This window comes from Millionella massiliensis, from assembly GCF_900104655.1.
Lineage (GTDB): Bacteria > Bacteroidota > Bacteroidia > Bacteroidales > Rikenellaceae > Rikenella > Rikenella massiliensis.
Genome location: NZ_FNWD01000002.1, coordinates 2,363,906 through 2,384,070 on the forward strand (window position 1 = coordinate 2,363,906; position 20,165 = coordinate 2,384,070).

A 20,165-nucleotide genomic window follows, 5' to 3' on the forward strand; every position below is an offset into this window, starting at 1 on the left:
CAGATGATAACCCTAACTTATTGGAGTATGAAAAACATTGTATGGGGATTGGGGGCTGCTTTGTTGACGGCCTGTGCGTCGGCTCCGCAAAAGCAGGCCGATTTCGATTGGGCTGCCCATGAAACGCCCCTCACGCATCAGGTGCTGAAACCCGATACGCTGCTCGGCAGTGTTGCCAGTCTGGTCGCTGTGGACACGACCCTGTTTGTCAGTTGCATCGATACCGACCCGATCTGCATGAAGTTTGTCGTCCGGGGCGACAGCCTGCTCATGCGGGAATCGTTCCTGCGAAAAGGGCGGGGACCTGCCGAAGCCATGCTGTATGCCGACCTGCAATACTTCCCGGCTGACAGTTCGCTGCGGGTGTTCGGTTACATGGGCGGCGATAACTTTCGCTTCAGCTTTCCGCTGCGCGATGAGGCGCTGCTTGGGCAGCCGGCACGCTGGGAACGGCAGCCGGTGAGCGGACAGAATACGGCTTTGTTCAGTCAGCTCCTCTTTGTGGATTCGCAGAACTTCGTCGTCCAGTGTTTCGACCCGCGGGACGAAATGTTCTGGTACGGTACGCCCGATACGCTCTGTCCGTTGGGTGTCCCCTATCCCGATGACGGCCAAAACGCGGGAACCATAGCCAAAGCCGCCGCTTACGCGGGTATGCTGGTCAAACATCCGACGGAGCCGAAATTCGTCTATGCTTCGCGGGGAAGTGGAAAGTATGTTTTTACTTTTACGGTGGATACGGTGGCGCGCGCTGTTACGGAGCGCAATGTGTTGCTGGATGAATATCCGCTCTATGAAGTTCGGCCCGACGGGGTCAATGCCGTCGCTCGGCCCGACTCGCCCCGTCCGGTGCGGTGCGCCGCCAACGGCGAGCATATTTTTGTGTTGTATGTCGGGGGAACTTTTGAGCATCCCGAACCCGGTGGTGCCAACTCGGATCGGGTCCGCGTGTACGACTGGGAGGGCAATCCGGTCGGGAGCCTCCGCCTGGATGTGCCGGTCTACATGCTTCATGCCGATCCGCAGGGTCGTTATCTCTACGGTCAGGCCACCGACCCTTCGAGCGGGGAGCCGCTCCTGTTCCGGTTCACGTTGCCGGATTAGACCCGGTGGTCGTCTTGCGTTCTGCGCCTTGGTTCTTCCGGAATCGAGGCGTTTTTTATTGGGTGTCGTTGATCGATTCCACGTGCATTCCGAAAAGTTTATTACCTTTGTAAATTGATACAAATATGCACATAACCCATTTTATGAGAGACTTGCGGATGAAATACCTGCGCATTACTCTTCTCCTGGCGGCCGTTGTGACGGTGGATGCGGTGGGAAGTCTGGCGTTCGGCCGGGGAATGAACAAACTGCTCAAAAGCGGTGATACCGAAAAAATATATCAGGCGGGGCTGAAAGCCTATCGCACCAAAAAGTTCCGAAACGCAACGGTCTATTTCGAGGCGGTTTACAACGACCTCTACAGCAGCGACCGGGCCGATACGATCCTCTTTTACACCTCGAAGGCGTACTATAATCAGGGACTCTACGACGTCGCAGCCGACGGGTTCGACCAGTATCGTAAAAACTATGCCCGCCGCCCCTTTGCCGAAGAGGCCGAGTATCTGTTGCCCATGTGCTATTACCACCTGTCGCGTCCGGCCGAACGTGACCAGTCTGAAACCCATAAGGCGATGATCGCTTTCAACGAGTACCTGAACCGTTATCCCGAAAGCATCAAAACCGAAGACGTCCGTGCAATTCTGCAGGAATTGCAGGACCGGCTCTACGAAAAAGAGTTTATCAACGCTTCGCTCTACTTCAAACTGCGTCAGTATGCCGCTTCGGTGGCCGCGCTCCGCTACTCGCTCAAGGATAAGCCCGAAACGCCCTATCGCGAAACGATGATGTACCTGATCTGCAAATCGTGGTACAACTACGCCAAGAACAGTATTCCGTCGCGTAAGCTCGACCGCTATATGAAGATGGTCGATTCCTACTACAACTTCAAGAGCGAGTTCCCGAACAACACCAGTTACCAGAAGGATCTGGAAAAGATGTTCACCGAGTCGCAGAACTACGTGGACCAGAACCAGGAGACCTCGGTGGATATTGAAAAGAATCGGGTGGGTGCCGAAAGCCTCAAGGAGAGCATCAAACAGCAGAAAGCCAACCTGCGGACCATTACCGACCAGGTGGAACGCAGCCAGGCCAAGATCAAGCTGAAACAGGATCAGGATGCGTTGAAGGCTCAGCAGGCTCAGATCAAGGCCGAAGCCAAGAAGCTGAAGAAAAGCGATTCCAGAAGCCGTCGGAGCGACAGCAAAATGACTCCCGCGACCAGCAAAGAACAGAAATCGGAAAATAAAGAATAAAACCAACGCCATAGACTATGGACATCAAAACCCAGAACGTCCCGACCAATACGGTCACCCGGACACTGAGCGACCTCGACGCCGCTACGGGCAACATCTACGAGACGGTCAACATCATCGCTAAACGGGCCAACCAGATCAACAGCGAAATCAAACAGGAGTTGGCCAGCAAACTCTCCGAATTCTCGTTTGCCTCGGACAACCTCGAAGAGACCTTCGAAAACCGCGAACAGATCGAAATCTCGCGCCACTACGAACGGATGCCCAAACCGACCCTCATCGCGATCGAAGAGTTCCTCGAAGGCGAAATCGGTTACCGCGAACGTAACCCCAAAGCGAACGATAAGTAGTAAACACGAAGCATCCGCTTCGACCCATTGTCCCCCATGTCACTGCAAGGAAAACATATCCTGCTGGGAGTCACAGGAAGCATAGCCGCCTATAAAGCGGCTATGCTTGTTAGATTGCTGGTCAAAGAGGGAGCCGAGGTGCGCGTGGTCATGTCGCAGGCGGCTCGGGACTTCATCACCCCCCTGACGCTGGCCACCCTCTGCAAGCACCCCATCCTGATCGACAACTTCGACCCCACCAATGGAGCCTGGAACTCACACATCTCGCTCGGCGAGTGGGCTGACCACTACCTGATCGCTCCAGCCACGGCCAATACCCTGGCCAAAATGGCGCACGGAGTGGCCGACAACCTGCTGCTCTGCACCTACCTGTCGGCCCGTTGCCCCGTGAGCGTGGCTCCAGCCATGGACCTCGACATGTATCGCCATCCTGCCACGCAGCAGAACCTCGGCATCCTTCGTGACCGCGACGGTGTCGGCATTGTCGAACCGCAGGAGGGTGAACTCGCCAGCGGGCTGGTCGGCAAGGGGCGCATGGCCGAACCTGCCGAAATCGTCCGCTACCTCGCGGCGCGTTTCATGCTGAGCGAGACGGAAAATTCGCCCTTGCGCGGCAAGAAAATCATCGTCACGGCCGGTGCCACCGTCGAACCCATCGATCCCGTGCGTTTCGTGAGCAACTACTCGACCGGCAAGATGGGCTATGCCATCGCCGAAGCGCTGGCGGCCCGCGGTGCCCGCGTGATGCTGGTGAGCGGCCACGCCACGGCTACGCTCGGTGGTTTTTACGACAACATCGAGCTGTTCCGCACCCCATCGGCTGCCGAAATGTATGAGACCTGTGCGCGTCTCTTCCCCGAAGCCGACGGTGCCGTGTTCTGTGCCGCCGTGGCCGACTATACCCCGGCCCATCCGGCCGAGGAGAAGCACAAACACCATCCGGATCGTCCGTTGATCCTCGAACTGAAGCCCACGCGCGACATCGCTGCCGAGATGGGACGGATCAAACGACCTGGTCAGGTGACTCTGGGCTTTGCGCTGGAGACGGCCGCCGCCACCGACGAGGGTGGAGGAGTGGCCTACGCTCAGAAGAAGCTCGAATCCAAAAATCTGGACGCCATCGTGCTGAACTCGCTCCGCGATGCAGGAGCCGGTTTTGGCACCGATACCAATAAAGTGACCATCATCGACCGCGACCCCGATCTGCCGCATCTGTCGCTGCCGCTGAAGTCGAAAATGGCTGTCGCCGAAGACATCGCCGAGTATATCGGCCGGAAATTCGGCGGCTGCCGCTCCTGAACCTCATGAAGCCATGTTGCGGGAACTGAAAATAGAGAACTACGCCATTATCGAACGGCTCGACATCGCGTTTCACCCCGGTCTGAACATCATCACCGGGGAGACCGGCGCCGGGAAGTCGATCCTGCTCGGAGCTCTGTCGCTGCTGGGCGGCGCACGGGCCGACACCTCCGTCATTCGGGACGGTGCGGCGTCGTGCGTGATCGAAGCGCTGTTCGATATCCGCAACTACCGTGACGACCTGGCTCCGCTGTTCGAGGAAAACGACCTCGACTGGGCGGACGAAATCACCATCCGCCGCAGCGTCTCGGCTGCCGGCAAGAGCCGCGCCTTTATCGACGACGTGCCGGTCAATCTGGCCACGCTCCGGGCGGTGGCCGAGCGGTTGGTCGATATCCACTCGCAGCACCAGACCCTGCTGCTGGCCGGTACCGGTTTTCAGACCCATCTGGTCGATGCCGTCGCCGGGCAGCTTCCCGCCGTGGCCGAATATGCGGCCCGCTACAAACGGCTGAATGCCATGCGGGCGGAGCTGCTCCGGTTGCAGGAGGCCGGTGAGGCGGCTCTCAAGGAGCGCGATTACCTGCAATACCAGTTTGAGCAGCTCGAAGCGCTGAACCTGCGCGACGGCGAAGTGCAGGAGCTCGAAGCTGAGCAGAACATGCTGACCCATGCCGAGGAGATCGCGCAGGGGTTGGACTATTGTGCCGGAATGCTCACGGCCGACAACGGCCCGCTGGAGGGCGGTATCAATGCTGCCGTCAAAACGATGGGGAGCACCCTGAACCGCATTGCGGACAACTATCCCGAAGCCGGCGAGCTGAGCCAGCGGCTCAACTCCGTGTTCTTGGAGCTGAAGGATCTGGCCGAGGAGTTCGAACGTCGCCGCGACGCTGTGAATATCGACCCGGCGCGGTTGGCTGCGGTCAACGGACGGTTGGACGAGATTTATACCCTCTGTCGGAAGTATCGGATCGACGAGTCGGAGGCCGAAAGCGAATTGATGCGGTTGCGGAGCGAACTGGACCTCCGCTTGCAGCAGTTCGAGGCCGACGCCGAGCACGTCGAAGCGTTGAAAGGGCAGATCGCCGAGCTCGAAGCCGAGGCCCGTCGCGAGGCGGACCGTATTTCGGCCGGACGTCGGAAAGCCGCGCCCCTGATTGCGCGTCATGTGATGCAGACGCTGGCCGATCTGGGAATCCGCGGCGGCGCGTTCGAGGTACAGGTGACCCCTGTCGAGACGTTGACCCCTACGGGTGCCGATCAGGTGGCCATGCTCTTCAGCGGGAACGCTACGACGGCACCGCAACCCATTGAACAGGTGGCCTCGGGTGGTGAGATGTCGCGCGTGATGCTGGCCCTCAAGGGGTTGGTCGCCCGCAGTCTCCGGATGCCCACCGTCATCTTCGACGAAATCGATACCGGTGTGTCGGGCTCGGTGGCCGACAAGATGGGGGAAATCATCGCCGCCATGGGCGACTCGATGCAGGTGCTCAACATCACCCACCTGCCGCAGGTCGCCTCGAAAGGCAGCTACCACTACTATGTATACAAGGACACGGCACAGGGCGGCGGTACCCACATCCGGCTGCTGGAGCCCGAAGAACGTGTCGAACACATTGCCGCCATGCTGAGCGGCAGCGCCGTCACCGAGGCGGCGCGCACGCAGGCCCGGGAGCTGCTCAAACGCTCCTGATCATCCGGAATTCGCTTTTGCTCGCCCCGTTTCGGTGTTTTCGAGCCGGGCGGCCGATGCGAACCGGCGGGACCGGCCTCCCACCTGAAAATTGAATGGACGTAAAACCTTAATAACACCATGAAACGATATCCGATCCGGGCAGCCAAATATGCCGTCTATCTGATTATCCTCTTCTTTATCCTCTTTGCGCTGCTCCGTGCTTTCGGCAGCGCCTCGCCCATCGATGTGCTGTGGAGCACCTCGCGCGGACTGATGTTCCTCGGAGTGGTGGTGATTTTCGCCCTGCTCTATCCCTTCTTCGGCTTTACGCGTAAACGGTTGACCTTCAACGCGGCTTCGCGTGCGGAAGATGTGGAACGCATCATGGCCATGTGCGGTTTCAAACGGATCGATGCAGAAAATCATGGTGCCGACCACATGCTCTTCGAAGCGACTTCGACCGCCAAGAAACTGACCATGATGTGGGAAGACCAGGTCGAAATCACCACCGATGCCGACGGGGTCTCCTACATCGAAGGAAACCGCAAAGAGGTGGTGCGGGCCGCCTTCCGCATGGGCACCTACATCGCATAACGAAACGAAAAGAGAGTGAGCAGAAGATTCATGAGCGTAACCCGGCATATCACCTTCGGCCTGCTGGCCGCTATCCTGTGGGGCGGTGCCCTGCAACCAGCCTCGGCCCGAAAACGGGGGGCCGAACAACTGCCCGTCGATAGCAGCGCGATCGCACAGCAGCGTCGCGACCTGGAGATCGGACAGTCGATGGAAACTTTTTTCAATATCTTCCGCGAGGTGAATCTGAACTACGTCGATACCACCTCGCCCGCCCGGTTGATGCGCGATGCCAGCGATGCGATGCTCGAAGGGCTCGACCCCTATACCGAGTATCTGCCGGCTGAGGAGATGGCCGACTTCGAGACCATGACCACCGGCAAATATGCCGGTTTGGGCGCGCTGATCCGTAAATCGACCGATGGCCGATGGATCGAAGTGGCCGAACCCTACCGTGGAGCCCCCTCCGACAAGGCAGGGCTGAAGGCCGGCGACCGGATTCTCTCGGTCGACGGGGTCGATATGCAAGGGCACGACGTGCAGTTCGCCAGCGAACGGATGAAAGGCAAGGCCGGTTCCGTGGCGACGCTGGTGATCAGCCCCATTGCCGATACCACCACGACACGTACCGTCGCCATCAAACGCGAACGGATCACTATGCCCGCCGTTCCCTATTTCGGCTGGGTGAAGGATTCGCTCGGAGCGGACTCCGTGGGTTACATCCGGCTCAACGGTTTCACCGAAAATTGTGCGGCCGAGGTGCGACGGGCGCTCGAAACGCTCCAGAAACAGGCGCCGCTCCAGGGGCTGATTCTCGACCTGCGCGACAATACCGGCGGGGGGCTGGGTGATGCGGTGAAGATTGTCGGACTCTTTACGCCGCGAAACACGACCGTCGTCACGACCCGCGGGCGGATGCCCGAAATGAACTCCACCTACCGCACCGTCGGCGAACCGGTCGCTCCGCAGGTGCCGCTGGCTGTGCTCGTCAACAGCATTTCGGCCTCGGCCAGCGAGATCGTCGCCGGATCGTTGCAGGACCTGGACCGCGCCGTGATCATCGGCCAGCGCAGTTTCGGAAAGGGGCTGGTGCAGTCGACCCATCCGGTGGGGAAAAACGATTACGTCAAGCTTACTACGGCCAAGTACTATACCCCCAGCGGACGCTGTATCCAGGCCGTGGACTACAGCCACCGAAACGAGGACGGCAGCGTGGGAACCGTGCCCGACTCGCTGATCCGCTCGTTCCGGACCGCTGCCGGACGAACCGTCTATGACGGGGGAGGAATTATGCCCGACAGGAAAACACCTGTCGAATATTTGAGTAAATTTACAGGCATTCTGATCGGTTCGGGCTATGTCGATGACTTTGCCAACCGCTATGCCGTGGAGCACGCTCCGCAGCGCGACTTCGTGGTCGATGATTCGACCTATGCCGCCTTCTGCCGCATGATGGCCGACCGGCCCCTCGTCTACGAATCGCGTACCGAGCGGTTGCTCGAACAGTTGCGGGCAATGGCCGAGCGCGAGAAGTATGCCGATCGGATCGGTGCCGAACTCGATGCCATCGCTGACAAGATCAAGGACGATCAACAGGCTGAACTCGAAGCCTTCGAGTCTGAAATCCGCACGGTGCTGGCCGATGCCATCATGATGCGCTGGTACTACGATGCCGGTCGGATCGAATATCAGCTCCGCAGGGACAAAACGGCCCGCACGGCAGCCGACCTGTTGCTGGATCGGGCGGAGTATACCCGTATCGTCACCACGCAGGATACGGACAAAAAATAGTAAACGAGAAACGAAACTGGAATTCAGAAAAAACTTAAGATACGAAATGGAATACGATTTCAGAGAGATCGAGCGGAAATGGCAGCAGCATTGGGCTGAGGCCGGTACCTATCACGTCGAAGCCGACCCGTCGCGGCCCAAATACTATGTTCTGGACATGTTCCCCTATCCGTCGGGAGCCGGCCTGCACGTCGGTCACCCGCTGGGATACATTGCTTCGGACATCTTCAGCCGTTACAAACGGCAGAAAGGGTTCAACGTGCTGCACCCGATGGGGTACGACGCTTTCGGTCTGCCCGCCGAGCAGTACGCCATCCAGACCGGACAGCATCCGGCCGTGACCACCGAACAGAACGTCACCCGCTACCGCGAACAGCTCGACAAAATCGGATTCTCGTTCGACTGGGACCGCGAAGTCCGCACCTGCGACCCCGGATACTACAAATGGACGCAGTGGGCTTTCGAAAAGATGTATAACTCCTACTACGACAACGAAGCCGACCGTGCCCTCCCGATCGAAAAACTGATCGCCCGCTTCGAGGCGCAGGGTACCGAAGGGCTGAACGTGGCCTGCGGCAAGGAGCTCAGCTTTACGGCCGATGAGTGGAAAGGCTATACCCCCAAACAGCAGTCTGACGTGCTGATGAACTACCGGCTCGCCTTCCAGGCCGATACGCTCGTGAACTGGTGCGAGGGACTCGGTACGGTGCTGGCCAACGACGAGGTCAAGGACGGGCTCTCGGTGCGCGGCGGTTTCCCCGTGGAACAGAAACTCATGCGGCAGTGGCTGCTGCGCGTGACGGCCTATGCCGAACGCCTGCTCGCCGGACTCGATCGCCTGGAGTGGAGCGAATCGCTCAAGGAGATCCAGCGCAACTGGATCGGGAAATCGACCGGTGCCACCATGTTCTTCCCCATCAAGGGACAGCCCGAAGAGAACAAACTCGAAATCTTTACGACCCGTGCCGATACCGTCTTCGGCGTGACCTTCATGGTGCTGGCCCCCGAGCACACCATCATCCCGCAGATCGTCACCCCCGAACAGCGTGAGGCGGTCGAAGCCTATATCGCCGAAACCAAAAAACGCAGCGAACGCGAACGTATGGCCGACACCAAACGGGTGAGCGGCGTCTTTACGGGCGCTTATGCCGTAAACCCCTTCAACGGGGTCGAAATCCCGATCTGGATCAGCGACTATGTGCTGGCCGGTTACGGAACGGGTGCCATTATGGCCGTGCCGGCGCACGACAGCCGCGACTGGGCCTTTGCCCGTCACTTCGACCTGCCGATCATTCCCATTATCGAGTGCGACGTGACCGAAGGCAGCTACGATGCCAAAGAGGGTAAACTCATCAACTCCGATTTCCTGACCGGGCTCGACGTCAAGGAGGCCATCCCGACCATGTTCCGTGCCATCGAAGAGCGTGGTATCGGCCACAAGAAGGTCAACTATCGTCTGCGCGACGCCATCTTCAGCCGCCAGCGTTACTGGGGCGAACCCTTCCCCGTGTGGTACGATGCCGACGGAATTCCGCAGCTCGTTCCCGAAGAGCAGCTGCCCCTGCTGCTGCCCGAGACCGACAACTTCACGCCGACCCATGACGGTCAGCCGCCGCTGGCTCGTGTGGCCGGGTGGAAATACGAAACCAGCACCATGCCCGGTTTCGCCGGCTCGTCGGCCTACTACCTCCGATACATGGACCCGCACAACGATCAGGCGCTGGTCGATCCCGAGGTTAACCGCTACTGGGAAAATGTCGACCTCTACGTCGGCGGTATCGAACACGCCACCGGCCACCTGATCTACTCCCGTTTCTGGAACAAGTTCCTCTACGACCTGGGTTACGTTTGTCAGGACGAACCGTTCAAGAAACTGGTCAACCAAGGGATGATTCAGGGACGGTCGAACTTCGTCTATCGCGTGGTGGATCACCCGAATACTTACGTATCTTATGGCCTGAAGGATCAGTATCAGACCCAGGAGATCCACGTCGATGTCAATATCGTGAAGAACGATATCCTTGACCTCGAAGCCTTTAAGGCGTGGCGTCCCGAATTTGCCGAAGCCGAGTTCATTCTCGAAGACGGCAAATACGTTTGCGGCTGGGCCATCGAGAAGATGAGCAAGTCGATGTTCAACGTGGTCAACCCCGACATGATCGTCGAAAACTACGGGGCCGACACGCTGCGCATGTACGAAATGTTCCTCGGCCCGCTCGAACAGTCCAAACCGTGGGATACGAACGGGATCGACGGTGTGCACAAGTTCCTGCGCCGTCTGTGGCGTCTGGTCGAGGGGGCCGATGACGCCAAACCGACCGACGCCGAACTCAAGACGCTCCACAAAACGATCAAGAAGATCGGCGAGGATATCGAGAACTTCTCGTTCAATACCTCGGTCAGCGCCTTCATGATCTGCCTGAACGAACTCTATGACCACAAGACCACTTCGCGCGAGGTGCTTGAACCGCTGGTGGCGCTGGTGGCTCCGTTCGCTCCGCACATCGCCGAAGAGCTCTGGCACGGGCCGCTCGGACATGCCGACTCGGAATCGGTGTGCGATGCGCCCTATCCCGTGTATGACGAGAAGTATCTGGTCGAATCGTCGTTCGAGTACCCTGTGTCGTTCAACGGCAAGATGCGCTTCAAGCGCACGTTCGACCTGTCGCTGACTCCGGATCAGATTGCCGACGCGATCCGTTCCGACAGCCAGACGGCCAAATATACCGACGGCAAAACCATCCGCAAGGTCATTGTCGTCCCGCGCAAGATTATTAACGTGGTGTGCTGATGCACGCCTTACCGAATTAACTGGAGGATATTGCCATGAAACCGCTGCCTAAACCCCGGATTACAAAAGCAGACCTGTTGCACGAAATCCGTGCCTACATCATTATCTCGTTGGGGCTGTTGATGTACTCCTTTGCCTGGACGGCGCTGCTGATCCCGGCCAAAATGTCTGGCGGCGGAACGGGCGGTATCGGTACCATCGTCTATTACGCCACCAGCGATGCCGCCGGACAGGGCGGCATCCCGGTAGGTGTGACCTACCTGGTGGCCAATGTCATTTTGTTGATATTTGGTTTCTGGATTCTTGGTCCCCGCTTCGGTGCCAAGACCATTTATGCCATTATCTACACCTCGGCCATGCTGACCGTCATGCAGGAGATCATTCCGCCCGACCTGATGGGGCTTTCGAATGACAAACTGCTGTCGGCAATCCTGGGAGGTGGTATGGCCGGTGCCGGGATCGGCATGTGTTTCTCGGTGGGCGGCTCCTCGGGCGGAACCGATATTCTGGCCATGATTATCAACAAGTACCGAAACGTCAGTCTCGGTAAGCTCATCATGCTGATGGATGTGGTCATTATCGGATGCTCCTATTTCGTGCTGCACGATCTGCCCAGCGTGATCTACGGCTACGTGATCCTCTTCACGACCGGGACGACGATCGATATGGTGCTCTCCGGAAGCAAATCGTCGTCGCAAATCATGGTCTTCTCGTCCAAGTACGAAGAGATTGCTGAACGGATCATCCACGACGTGCACCGCGGGGTGACCATCCTCGATGCGACGGGCTGGTACTCCAGAACGCCCCAGAAGGTGGTGCTCGTCATCTGCCGACGCGGCGAAGCGTCGGGTATCTATCGAATCATCAAGGAGATTGACCCCAAAGCCTTTATCACGCAAGCCAGCGTCATGGGTGTCTTCGGCGAAGGGTTCGATGTGCTGAAAACCAAGTAAATACTGAACATGACTCAAGAATCCCCCATAAAACAGCCCTCGACCTATTCCCGACTTTTTCGTCGAGCAGTGAAACGACACCCGCTGATGCTGGTGTTCCTGGTGCTGCTGGTCGTCATTGTCGTGTTGGGGATCCTGTTGTGTGTCAAACGATGCTCGTCCAGCTCCACGCCGGACCAGTTTGATGCTGAGACGCTACCGTCGGTGGAGGTGATGTCCCGGCTCGACTCCATCGTCCTGAAACCGCAGAATAAGGTTTACGGCCTCCCTGTGGATGACTTCTACGTCGAACGCGGCGAAATCGAGAGCGGTGAAACCTTCTCCCGATTGCTCGGCCAGCGCTATAACGTGGAGTATCCGGTGGTGAATCGCCTGATCGAACTCTCCAAGGGTAAATTCAATCTCCGCGATATTCGTGCCGGTCAGACCTATACGGCTTTTCTGACCCCGGACAGCTCGCAGAATCTCTGTTACCTGGTCTACGAACGCAACAAAACCGACTATGTGACCTTCGGCCTGTGTGACAGCCTGTTTGTCAAAGTAGAGCAAAAAGAGGTCACCAGCGAGGAACGCTATGCCGAAGGGGAAATCTCCAGTTCCCTTTTTGCGACTATAGCTGAAAATAATTTACCCGAAGACCTTGCCAACCGCATGGCCCGGATCTTCGAGTACACCATCGACTTCTACGCCCTTCAGAAAGGCGACAAATTCCGCGTCGTCTATGAAGAGATGTTTATCGATACGACCAGCATCGGTGTCGGCCCAGTCTACGGCGTGGAGTTCACCCATGTCGGGAAAACCTATCTCGCCTATCGTTTCTACCAGGACGACGAGTGGGGATACTGGGATGACAAGGGGGTCAACCTGAAAAAGGCCATCCTGATCTCGCCGCTGAGCTTTAACGCCCGGGTGACGTCGCGTTTCGGATCGCGCGTCCATCCCATCAAACGGGTGCGCCGCCAGCATAACGGTGTCGACTACGCTTGTAGTGTCGGAACTCCGGTGCGGGCCGTTGCCAGCGGGGTGGTCACCAAGCGTGGCTGGGATCCCTTCGGCGGCGGGAACCGTATCTGGCTCAAGCATGCGAACGGATACGAATCGGCCTACCTGCACCTGAGCCGCTTCAACGTCAAACAGGGGCAGCGCGTGACCCAGGGGCAAATTATTGCCTACTCGGGCAATACGGGCGCTTCGACCGGTCCTCACCTGGACTACCGACTCAAGAAAAATGGTCGGTATGTCAATCCGTTGAGCAATGTGTCGCCGCCCAGCACCCCGATCAAAGCGGGTAACAAAGCGGCATTCGAACAGATGAAACGTGATGTCGATAAAGTGTTGAACGATTATGGCAACCGACACGGAAAACAATAGCCACGCGACAGGTGCGGAGGAGCGCCCCGACGAACGGATCCTGCGCTTCATCGGACGGCATCGCGTGATGACGCTCGCCACGGCGGACGAGGTGGGGGAGTTGTGGTGCTGTAACCTCTTTTATGCTACTCTCGCTCCCTCGGAAGAGTTCCCGGGCGGTGCGCTGGTCTTCACCTCGCCCGTTGCGACCCGGCATGCCGCAATGTTTTCGACCCAGCCCCGGGTGGCCGGGTCGGTGGTGCTGGAGTCGAAGGTCGTCGGACGGTTGCAGGGATTGCAGTTGCAGGGAACGGTGTTGGCCGCTGCCTCGTCGGCGGAGTTGACCGAAAAGGCCAGAAACGCCTATCTCAAACGATTCCCGTTTGCCGCCATTATGCTCAGCGACCTGTGGGTGTTGCGGCTCTCGCGGCTGAAATATACCGATAATACGCTCGGATTCGGGACCAAACTCCACTGGCCGCCGCTCGAGAACATGAAAAAATAGTTGAGCGCGGGGCGCATCGGCTATGCCCTCGGATTTGGGAAACGTGAGCGGCGGAGTCAGAGATTACCCCCTAACGAAACATATATTACCATGAGTAAAGTACACGTTTTGGCCGCGCTGATGATTTCCGGAATGGCCGTTGCATGCGGCTCCGGGTCGCAATCGTCGCAAACAAAGAGTATGAATGACTACGAGGGCGATTTCGTGACGACCGACTATGCACGACGCGGCGAGGGATACGATTGGAGCGTGGTGTCGATTCGCGCTACTTCCGATACGTCGGCCGATGTACGGGTTCGCTCGCGGGCCGATCGCAAGAAACCCACCTGTACGTTCCAAAGCCCGGCACGGCTCTCCTCGACCGGCGATACGCTCGTGGTTACTTATGGCGATCAGCAGATCTATCTGACCGCTGAGGCCGATACGTTGTCGATTTCGGCACAGGACGAAACGTTGTTACACTACTTCTGCTCTGGCGGTGCGACGCTCGCCGGGGATTATGTCAAACTCCACGAACCGTTGGACGAGACGCAGCTGAAACCGAATTTTGACGGGATGCGGTTGACCTATCCCGGCAGCGATATTGCCTATACCATCGCCATGCAGGATAAAATCCTGCGGATCATTCCCGAAGGGCTGACCGTCGTGCAGGATACGCTTGTGCACGATCTGACGGGTTACACGGTGGCCAATATCGAGATCGGTGATCTGAATACGGACTCCTACCCGGAGTTGCTCGTCTATCTGGTCTCGGACGGCAGCGGCAGCTATGGTTCGCTGATTGGTTACTCGCCCAACAACGGCAAATCGCTCAGCCAGGTCTACCTGCCCGAGTTGGCCGATACGCCCGAGTATGCCAAAGACTATATCGGGCACGACGAAATGGCGATTGTGGAAAATACGTTCTGTCGCCGTTTCCCGATTGGCGACCCGAATGTCCCCCTGGCCGAACGTAGCGGCAAAATGCGGCAGATCCAGTACCGGATGGTCGACGGTGAAGCGGGTCGTACGCTGAAAATTGACCAGGTCCTCGAATTTTAGCCTTCCTGCTGTCCGATCAAAAGTCTCTGTTCCGGCAGTTGAGGCGCTCACGTGTTGCAGTGAAAATACATTCAAAACAGATATGAAACAGATCAAAGGCCTTGCGGCCACCATGCTTATGACAACTCTGTTGACCACCGGTTGCGGCGGTAACCAAAACGGCACGTCGGACGCCACGGCCGACAACTTCCAGTGGCAAATCGACCGCTTCGACGACATTAACGTCCTGCGCTATCAGGTGCCCGATTTCGACAGCCTCACCCCGCGGCAAAAGGAATTCATTTATTATCTGAGCCAGGCCGCCGTGTCGGGACGTGACATCCTGTTCGATCAGAACTGCAAGTACAACCTGCCGGTGCGCCGGACCCTCGAGGCGATCTACACCACCTATACGGGGGACAAAAACAGCGCCGACTGGAAAGCTTTCGAAAAGTATCTGAAAAAAGTGTGGTTCGCCAACGGTGTGCACCACCACTACTCGGGCGACAAGTTCAAACCCGAATTCAGCGCCGACTATTTTGACGCGTTGCTGGCTACCACCCCGGCCGAAAAGCTGGGTGACATTCAGGGTACGCTGCTCGATACCGTGAAACTGGTGATCTTCGATCCGAACCTCTATCCCAAACGGGTCGACCAGACCGCCGGCATCGACATGTTGGCCGCGTCGGCCTGCAACTATTACAGCGGCGTGACCCAGAAAGAGGCCGAGGCCTTCTATACGGCTCTGACCGATACGACCGACAAAACGCCCGTCTCCTACGGACTCAACAGCCAGCTGGTCAAGGATAAAAACGGTAAGATCGTAGAACGCGTCTGGTCGGCCGACGGCATGTACGGCCCGGCTATCCGCGAGGTGGTGAAATGGCTCGAACTGGCCGCTACCGTGGCCGATACTCCCGAGCAGGAGGCCTATACCCGTACGCTGATCGAATATTACAAGACGGGCGATCTGAAACTGTTCGACCAGTACAACGTCGCCTGGGTCGAAGATACCAAATCGACCGTGGACTACGTGAACGGCTTTATCGAAAACTACGGTGACCCGCTCGGATACAAGGCTTCGTGGGAGTCGACCGTGAACTTCAAGGATTTCGAGGCTACCAAAACGACGCAGATCATCAGCAACAATGCCCAGTGGTTTGAAGACCACTCGCCGATTGACCCGCAGTACCGCAAACCGCAGGTAAAAGGGGTGTCGGCCAAGGTGATTACGGTGGCCATGCTGGGTGGAGACTGCTATCCCTCGACCCCGATCGGGATCAACCTGCCCAACGCCGACTGGATCCGCCGCGACCACGGTTCGAAATCCGTGACCATCGCCAACATCACGGCTGCCTATGATGCGGCTGCGGCCGGTAACGGTTTTGCCGAAGAGTTCATCCTCCGTCCCGAGGACCGCGAACTGCGTGCCAAGTGGGGTGCGGTCGGCAACAACCTCCACACCGACCTGCACGAATGTCTCGGTCACGGTTCGGGGCAGCTGGCTCCCGGTACCAAGGGCGATGAGCTGAAAAACTACGGTTCGACGCTCGAAGAGGCCCGCGCCGACCTCTTTGCGCTCTACTTCATGGATGATCCGAAGATGGTCGAACTGGGCGTGATCCCCACGCTCGATGTGGCCAAGGCGGAGTATAACAACTATATGATGAACGGGCTGATGACGCAGCTCACCCGTATCGAACCGGGCAAAAACATCGAAGAGGCCCACATGCGTAACCGTGCGCTGGTGGCCGGTTGGGTCTACGAACACGGCAAGGCCGATCGCGTGGTCGAATTCGTGCAAGAGAATGGCAAAACGTATGTGGTGGTCAATGACTACGAAAAACTGCGCGGTCTGTTCGGCGAACTGCTCAAGGAGATTCAGCGGATCAAGTCCGAAGGTGACTTCGAAGCCGGTATGAAGCTGGTCGAAGATTACGGGGTGAAGGTCGACCCGACGCTCCATGCCGAGGTATTGAAACGTTACGCCGCTCTCGACATCGCTCCCTATTCGGGCTTCGTGAACCCGCGCTATGTGCCGGTATTGGACGAAAACGGCAAGATTAAGGATGTGAAGATCGAGTATCCGATGGATTACGTGGAGCAGATGCTGACCTATTCGTCGGACTATTCGTTCCTGCCGAACCGGAACTAACCCGTTCCGGCCTCCGGTGCGGAGAGGTGAGATTGTCGGAATGTGTGGACCGGGAGTGAATGGGGAAGATTGAAAGAGATGGGTGAAGGAGGAGAAAGGGGGATTGAGAGGATTGAGAGGGAGAAGGCACTACCCGCATCGAACTGCCGCTTTTTATAAAAAGCGGCACCAAAAATTTTTCCAGAGGCTGCCCCCCGGGGCAGCCACATCCTGGAGCTCGTCGGATGCCTGGCTGATGACGTGCGACTGAACGGTCGTCGGGGAGGAGACTCTCCGGCGACGCTTGTTTTGAATGGCGGGGCCTGCGGTTGAGGTCTCTATGCTGTGGTAAGAATGAATGACTTTCTGAGATGAATCGAAAAATTCTCGCTCTGGCGATTCCCAATATCGTCTCCAACATCACGATCCCGCTGCTGGGGATGGTCGACCTGGCCATCGTCGGCCGGCTGGGTAACGATGCCCTGATCGGCGGTATCGCCGTCGGTGGGACGATCTTCAATTTCCTCTACTGGAACTTCAGCTTCCTGCGCATGGGTACCAGCGGCTTCACGGCGCAGGCCTATGGCGCCCGGAATTTCGACGAGGCGGCGCGGGTGCTGGTCCGTGCCCTGAGCGTGGCGGTGGCTGTGGCACTGGTTATCTGGGCGCTGCAACTGCTGGTCGTGCGGCTGGCCATGGGAGTGATGGAGGGCAGCGAGGCGGTCGAACAGGCGGCCTCACGCTATTTCCTCGTGCGGGTCTGGGCGGCGCCGGCAACCCTTTCTCTCTACGCCTTTACGGGGTGGTTCATCGGGATGCAAAACTCGCGGACGCCGATGTGGATCTCCATCGGAATCAATGTTGTCAATATCGGGTGCAGTCTGGCGGCGGTTCGGCTCTTCGGCATGGGCATCGAGGGCGTCGCGCTCGGAACGGTCATCGCGCAGTGGAGCGGGGTGGCGCTGGCGCTGCTCATCATCCGGCGCTACTACGGACGCTTTTTCCGTCGCGACACGTTTCGGCGCAGCGGCGTGCTCTCGTGGCCCGTCATGCGCCGTTTCTTCAAGGTCAACAGCGACATCTTCCTTCGGACACTGTGTCTGGTGGCGGTCTTTACCTACTTTACCATCGCCTCGACCCGGATGGGCGATACGCTGCTGGCGGTCAATACCCTCATGCTGGAACTCTTTACGCTCTTTTCCTACATGATGGACGGTTTCGCTTATGCGGGTGAAGCGCTGGCCGGGCGTTACTGCGGCGCGGGAAACACTCCCATGCTGCACCGTGCCGTGCGGGGCCTGTTGCGCTGGGGTGTGGTGGTGATGCTCTTCTTTACGCTGCTCTATGCGGTGGCCGGGGAGCAGATTCTGCGGATCTTTACCTCCAGCGAGGCCATTCTCGATGCGGCGAGGGACTATGCGGTGTGGGCCGTGCTGGTCCCGGTGTGCAGCTTCCTGGCCTTTATCCTCGACGGCATCGTGGTGGGTATCACGGCCACGTGGATCATGCGGAACGCGATGTTCTGCGCGACAATCGTTTTTTTTGCCGTTTATGCCGTTCTGATGCCCCTTTTGGGCAACGCCGGGCTCTGGATCGCGTTCCTGGCATACCTTTTGATGCGTGGTGTGGTGCAGTTGGCCCTCTCCAAACGCCGAATTCTGGGTTAGGAGTCGGGGCCTGTTTTGTTGTATCTTGTTATTAATCAATCTTGTAAGGTGTGGTGGTGTGCTTTTGGTGTCGTAGAAATGTTCATTGCCTGTGATGCGAGCGGATTTTCGGTGAGTACTTTTACGTGCTCTAAAATCGAAAAATCATATGGCAGATAAATTGTATATCTTCGACACAACGCTGCGCGACGGTGAACAAGTCCCTGGATGTCAGCTTAATACAGTGGAAAAAATCGAGGTGGCCCGCCAACTCGAACTACTGGGTGTCGATGTGCTGGAAGCGGGTTTCCCGATCTCCAGCCCGGGTGACTTCAACTCGGTGCGCGAGATCTCCAAAGCGGTGACCCAACCCACCATTTGCGCGCTTTCGCGTGCCGTGCAGAAAGATATCGAAGTGGCTGCCGATGCGCTAAAATATGCCCGACGCGGCCGAATCCACACCGGAATCGGTACTTCCGACGAACACATCCGTTATAAATTCAACTCTACCCGCGAAGAGGTCCTCGAGCGGGCCGTGGCTGCCGTAAAGTATGCCAAACGTTTCGTGGAGGATGTCGAATTTTACGCCGAAGATGCCGGACGTACCGACAATGAATACCTGGCGCGTGTCGTCGAGGCGGTCATCAAGGCCGGTGCCACGGTGGTCAATATCCCCGATACGACCGGTTACTGTCTCCCTGCCGAATATGCCGCCAAGATTGCCTATCTGATGGAACATGTCGACGGCGTGCATAACGCTATCCTCTCGACCCACTGCCACAACGACCTCGGTATGGCTACGGCCAACTCGCTGGCCGGGATTGCCGCCGGTGCCCGTCAGGTGGAGTGTACGATCAACGGTATCGGCGAACGCGCCGGTAATACCGCCCTCGAAGAGGTGGTCATGGCGCTCCGCTGCCACAAGGAACTGGGAATTGATACTGATGTGAATACGAAACGGCTCACCTCGACCAGCCGTCTGGTGTCGAGCCTGATGAACATGCCGGTACAGGCCAACAAGGCTGTGGTCGGCCGTAATGCTTTTGCGCACTCGTCGGGGATCCACCAGGACGGCGTGCTCAAGAATCGCGAAAGCTACGAGATCATGAATCCCGAGGATGTCGGACTGGCCGACAACGCCATCGTGCTCACCGCTCGCAGTGGTCGTGCCGCGCTGAAACATCGGCTCGAACAACTCGGCTATCTGCTCGAAGGCGACGAGCTGGCCAAGGCTTACGAGAAATTCCTTGTGATGGCCGATAACAACAAGAATATTCAGGACGAAGACCTGCTCGCGCTGGTCGGTGCCAAAGAGAAAAAGGATCGCCACATTCAGCTGACCTACCTGCAGGTGCTCTCTGGAACGCTCGTTCCGACCGCTACGGTGCGCGTGCAGATCGGCGGCAGCGAAGTGACCGCTACGGCTACCGGTAACGGGCCGATCGACGCTTCGATCAACGCCATCCGCACGATCATCAAAGACAAAATCACCCTGCAGGAGTTCCTGATCCAGGCCATGACCAAAGGTTCGAACGACCTGGGACGTGTCCACATGCAGCTCGTGTACGGCAAAACCTCCGTCCACGGGTTCGCCATCAATTCCGATATTACGCTGGCTGCCGTCGAAGCCTATATCGACGGGGTCAACAAGGCGCTGGCCTAATGTCCGTCGCGGGACGGGCTGAATGTCCCCGCCGGAAGTTTTCCCTCGCGGCAGG

The 20,165-nt window shown here is 58.0% G+C and carries 15 protein-coding genes; all 15 read left to right on the forward strand.

What is annotated here, in order from left to right; all coding sequences use genetic code 11:
- Nucleotides 1–27 precede the first annotated feature (27 nt).
- The 15 genes from BQ5379_RS09075 (at nucleotide 28) to BQ5379_RS09145 (ending at nucleotide 20,110) form a co-directional block, all read left to right on the forward strand.
- The gene (locus BQ5379_RS09075; RefSeq protein ID WP_143039436.1) at nucleotides 28–1,104 is read left to right on the forward strand and encodes a TolB-like 6-bladed beta-propeller domain-containing protein; all 1,077 of its coding nucleotides are present in this window, start codon (nucleotides 28–30) and stop codon (nucleotides 1,102–1,104) included.
- 143 nt (nucleotides 1,105–1,247) lie between these two features.
- Nucleotides 1,248–2,357, forward strand: coding sequence for an outer membrane protein assembly factor BamD (locus BQ5379_RS09080; protein ID WP_159431241.1), 1,110 nt, complete (start codon nucleotides 1,248–1,250; stop codon nucleotides 2,355–2,357).
- 17 nt (nucleotides 2,358–2,374) lie between these two features.
- Complete coding sequence (locus BQ5379_RS09085; protein WP_071135139.1) at nucleotides 2,375–2,707, forward strand: DNA-directed RNA polymerase subunit omega; 333 nt, start codon at nucleotides 2,375–2,377, stop codon at nucleotides 2,705–2,707.
- Nucleotides 2,708–2,743: 36 nt separating this feature from the next.
- On the forward strand, nucleotides 2,744–4,006 hold the full coding sequence (gene coaBC, locus BQ5379_RS09090; RefSeq protein ID WP_071135140.1) for a bifunctional phosphopantothenoylcysteine decarboxylase/phosphopantothenate--cysteine ligase CoaBC: 1,263 nt from the start codon (nucleotides 2,744–2,746) through the stop codon (nucleotides 4,004–4,006).
- 13 nt (nucleotides 4,007–4,019) lie between these two features.
- Nucleotides 4,020–5,702 (forward strand): DNA repair protein RecN, encoded by a 1,683-nt coding sequence (gene recN / locus BQ5379_RS09095; RefSeq protein WP_071135141.1) that lies wholly within the window; start codon nucleotides 4,020–4,022, stop codon nucleotides 5,700–5,702.
- A gap of 120 nt (nucleotides 5,703–5,822) precedes the next feature.
- A complete protein-coding gene (locus BQ5379_RS09100) occupies nucleotides 5,823–6,278 on the forward strand; it encodes a hypothetical protein (protein WP_071135142.1) in 456 nt (151 codons plus the stop codon).
- Between the two features lie 15 nt (nucleotides 6,279–6,293).
- Nucleotides 6,294–8,048: a S41 family peptidase gene (locus BQ5379_RS09105; protein WP_143039437.1), complete on the forward strand. Its 1,755-nt coding sequence runs from the start codon at nucleotides 6,294–6,296 to the stop codon at nucleotides 8,046–8,048.
- Between the two features lie 46 nt (nucleotides 8,049–8,094).
- Nucleotides 8,095–10,839: a leucine--tRNA ligase gene (gene leuS, locus BQ5379_RS09110; RefSeq protein WP_071135143.1), complete on the forward strand. Its 2,745-nt coding sequence runs from the start codon at nucleotides 8,095–8,097 to the stop codon at nucleotides 10,837–10,839.
- A 35-nt stretch (nucleotides 10,840–10,874) separates the two neighbouring features.
- The gene (locus BQ5379_RS09115) at nucleotides 10,875–11,792 is read left to right on the forward strand and encodes a YitT family protein (RefSeq protein WP_071135144.1); all 918 of its coding nucleotides are present in this window, start codon (nucleotides 10,875–10,877) and stop codon (nucleotides 11,790–11,792) included.
- 69 nt (nucleotides 11,793–11,861) lie between these two features.
- Nucleotides 11,862–13,163: a M23 family metallopeptidase gene (locus BQ5379_RS09120; RefSeq protein WP_159431242.1), complete on the forward strand. Its 1,302-nt coding sequence runs from the start codon at nucleotides 11,862–11,864 to the stop codon at nucleotides 13,161–13,163.
- Nucleotides 13,138–13,647 carry a PNPOx family protein gene (locus BQ5379_RS09125; protein ID WP_071135146.1) on the forward strand — a complete coding sequence of 170 codons (510 nt, stop codon included), beginning with the start codon at nucleotides 13,138–13,140 and terminating at the stop codon, nucleotides 13,645–13,647. The genes BQ5379_RS09120 and BQ5379_RS09125 overlap by 26 nt, the downstream gene beginning before the upstream one ends.
- 90 nt (nucleotides 13,648–13,737) lie before the next feature.
- Nucleotides 13,738–14,688 (forward strand): PliI family lysozyme inhibitor of I-type lysozyme, encoded by a 951-nt coding sequence (locus BQ5379_RS09130; RefSeq protein ID WP_143039438.1) that lies wholly within the window; start codon nucleotides 13,738–13,740, stop codon nucleotides 14,686–14,688.
- A gap of 91 nt (nucleotides 14,689–14,779) precedes the next feature.
- Complete coding sequence (locus tag BQ5379_RS09135; protein ID WP_449560052.1) at nucleotides 14,780–16,822, forward strand: dipeptidyl-peptidase 3 family protein; 2,043 nt, start codon at nucleotides 14,780–14,782, stop codon at nucleotides 16,820–16,822.
- Between the two features lie 350 nt (nucleotides 16,823–17,172).
- Complete coding sequence (locus BQ5379_RS09140; RefSeq protein ID WP_071135149.1) at nucleotides 17,173–18,468, forward strand: MATE family efflux transporter; 1,296 nt, start codon at nucleotides 17,173–17,175, stop codon at nucleotides 18,466–18,468.
- 148 nt (nucleotides 18,469–18,616) lie between these two features.
- Nucleotides 18,617–20,110: a 2-isopropylmalate synthase gene (locus BQ5379_RS09145; protein ID WP_071135150.1), complete on the forward strand. Its 1,494-nt coding sequence runs from the start codon at nucleotides 18,617–18,619 to the stop codon at nucleotides 20,108–20,110.
- The last annotated feature ends 55 nt before the right edge of the window (nucleotides 20,111–20,165 follow it).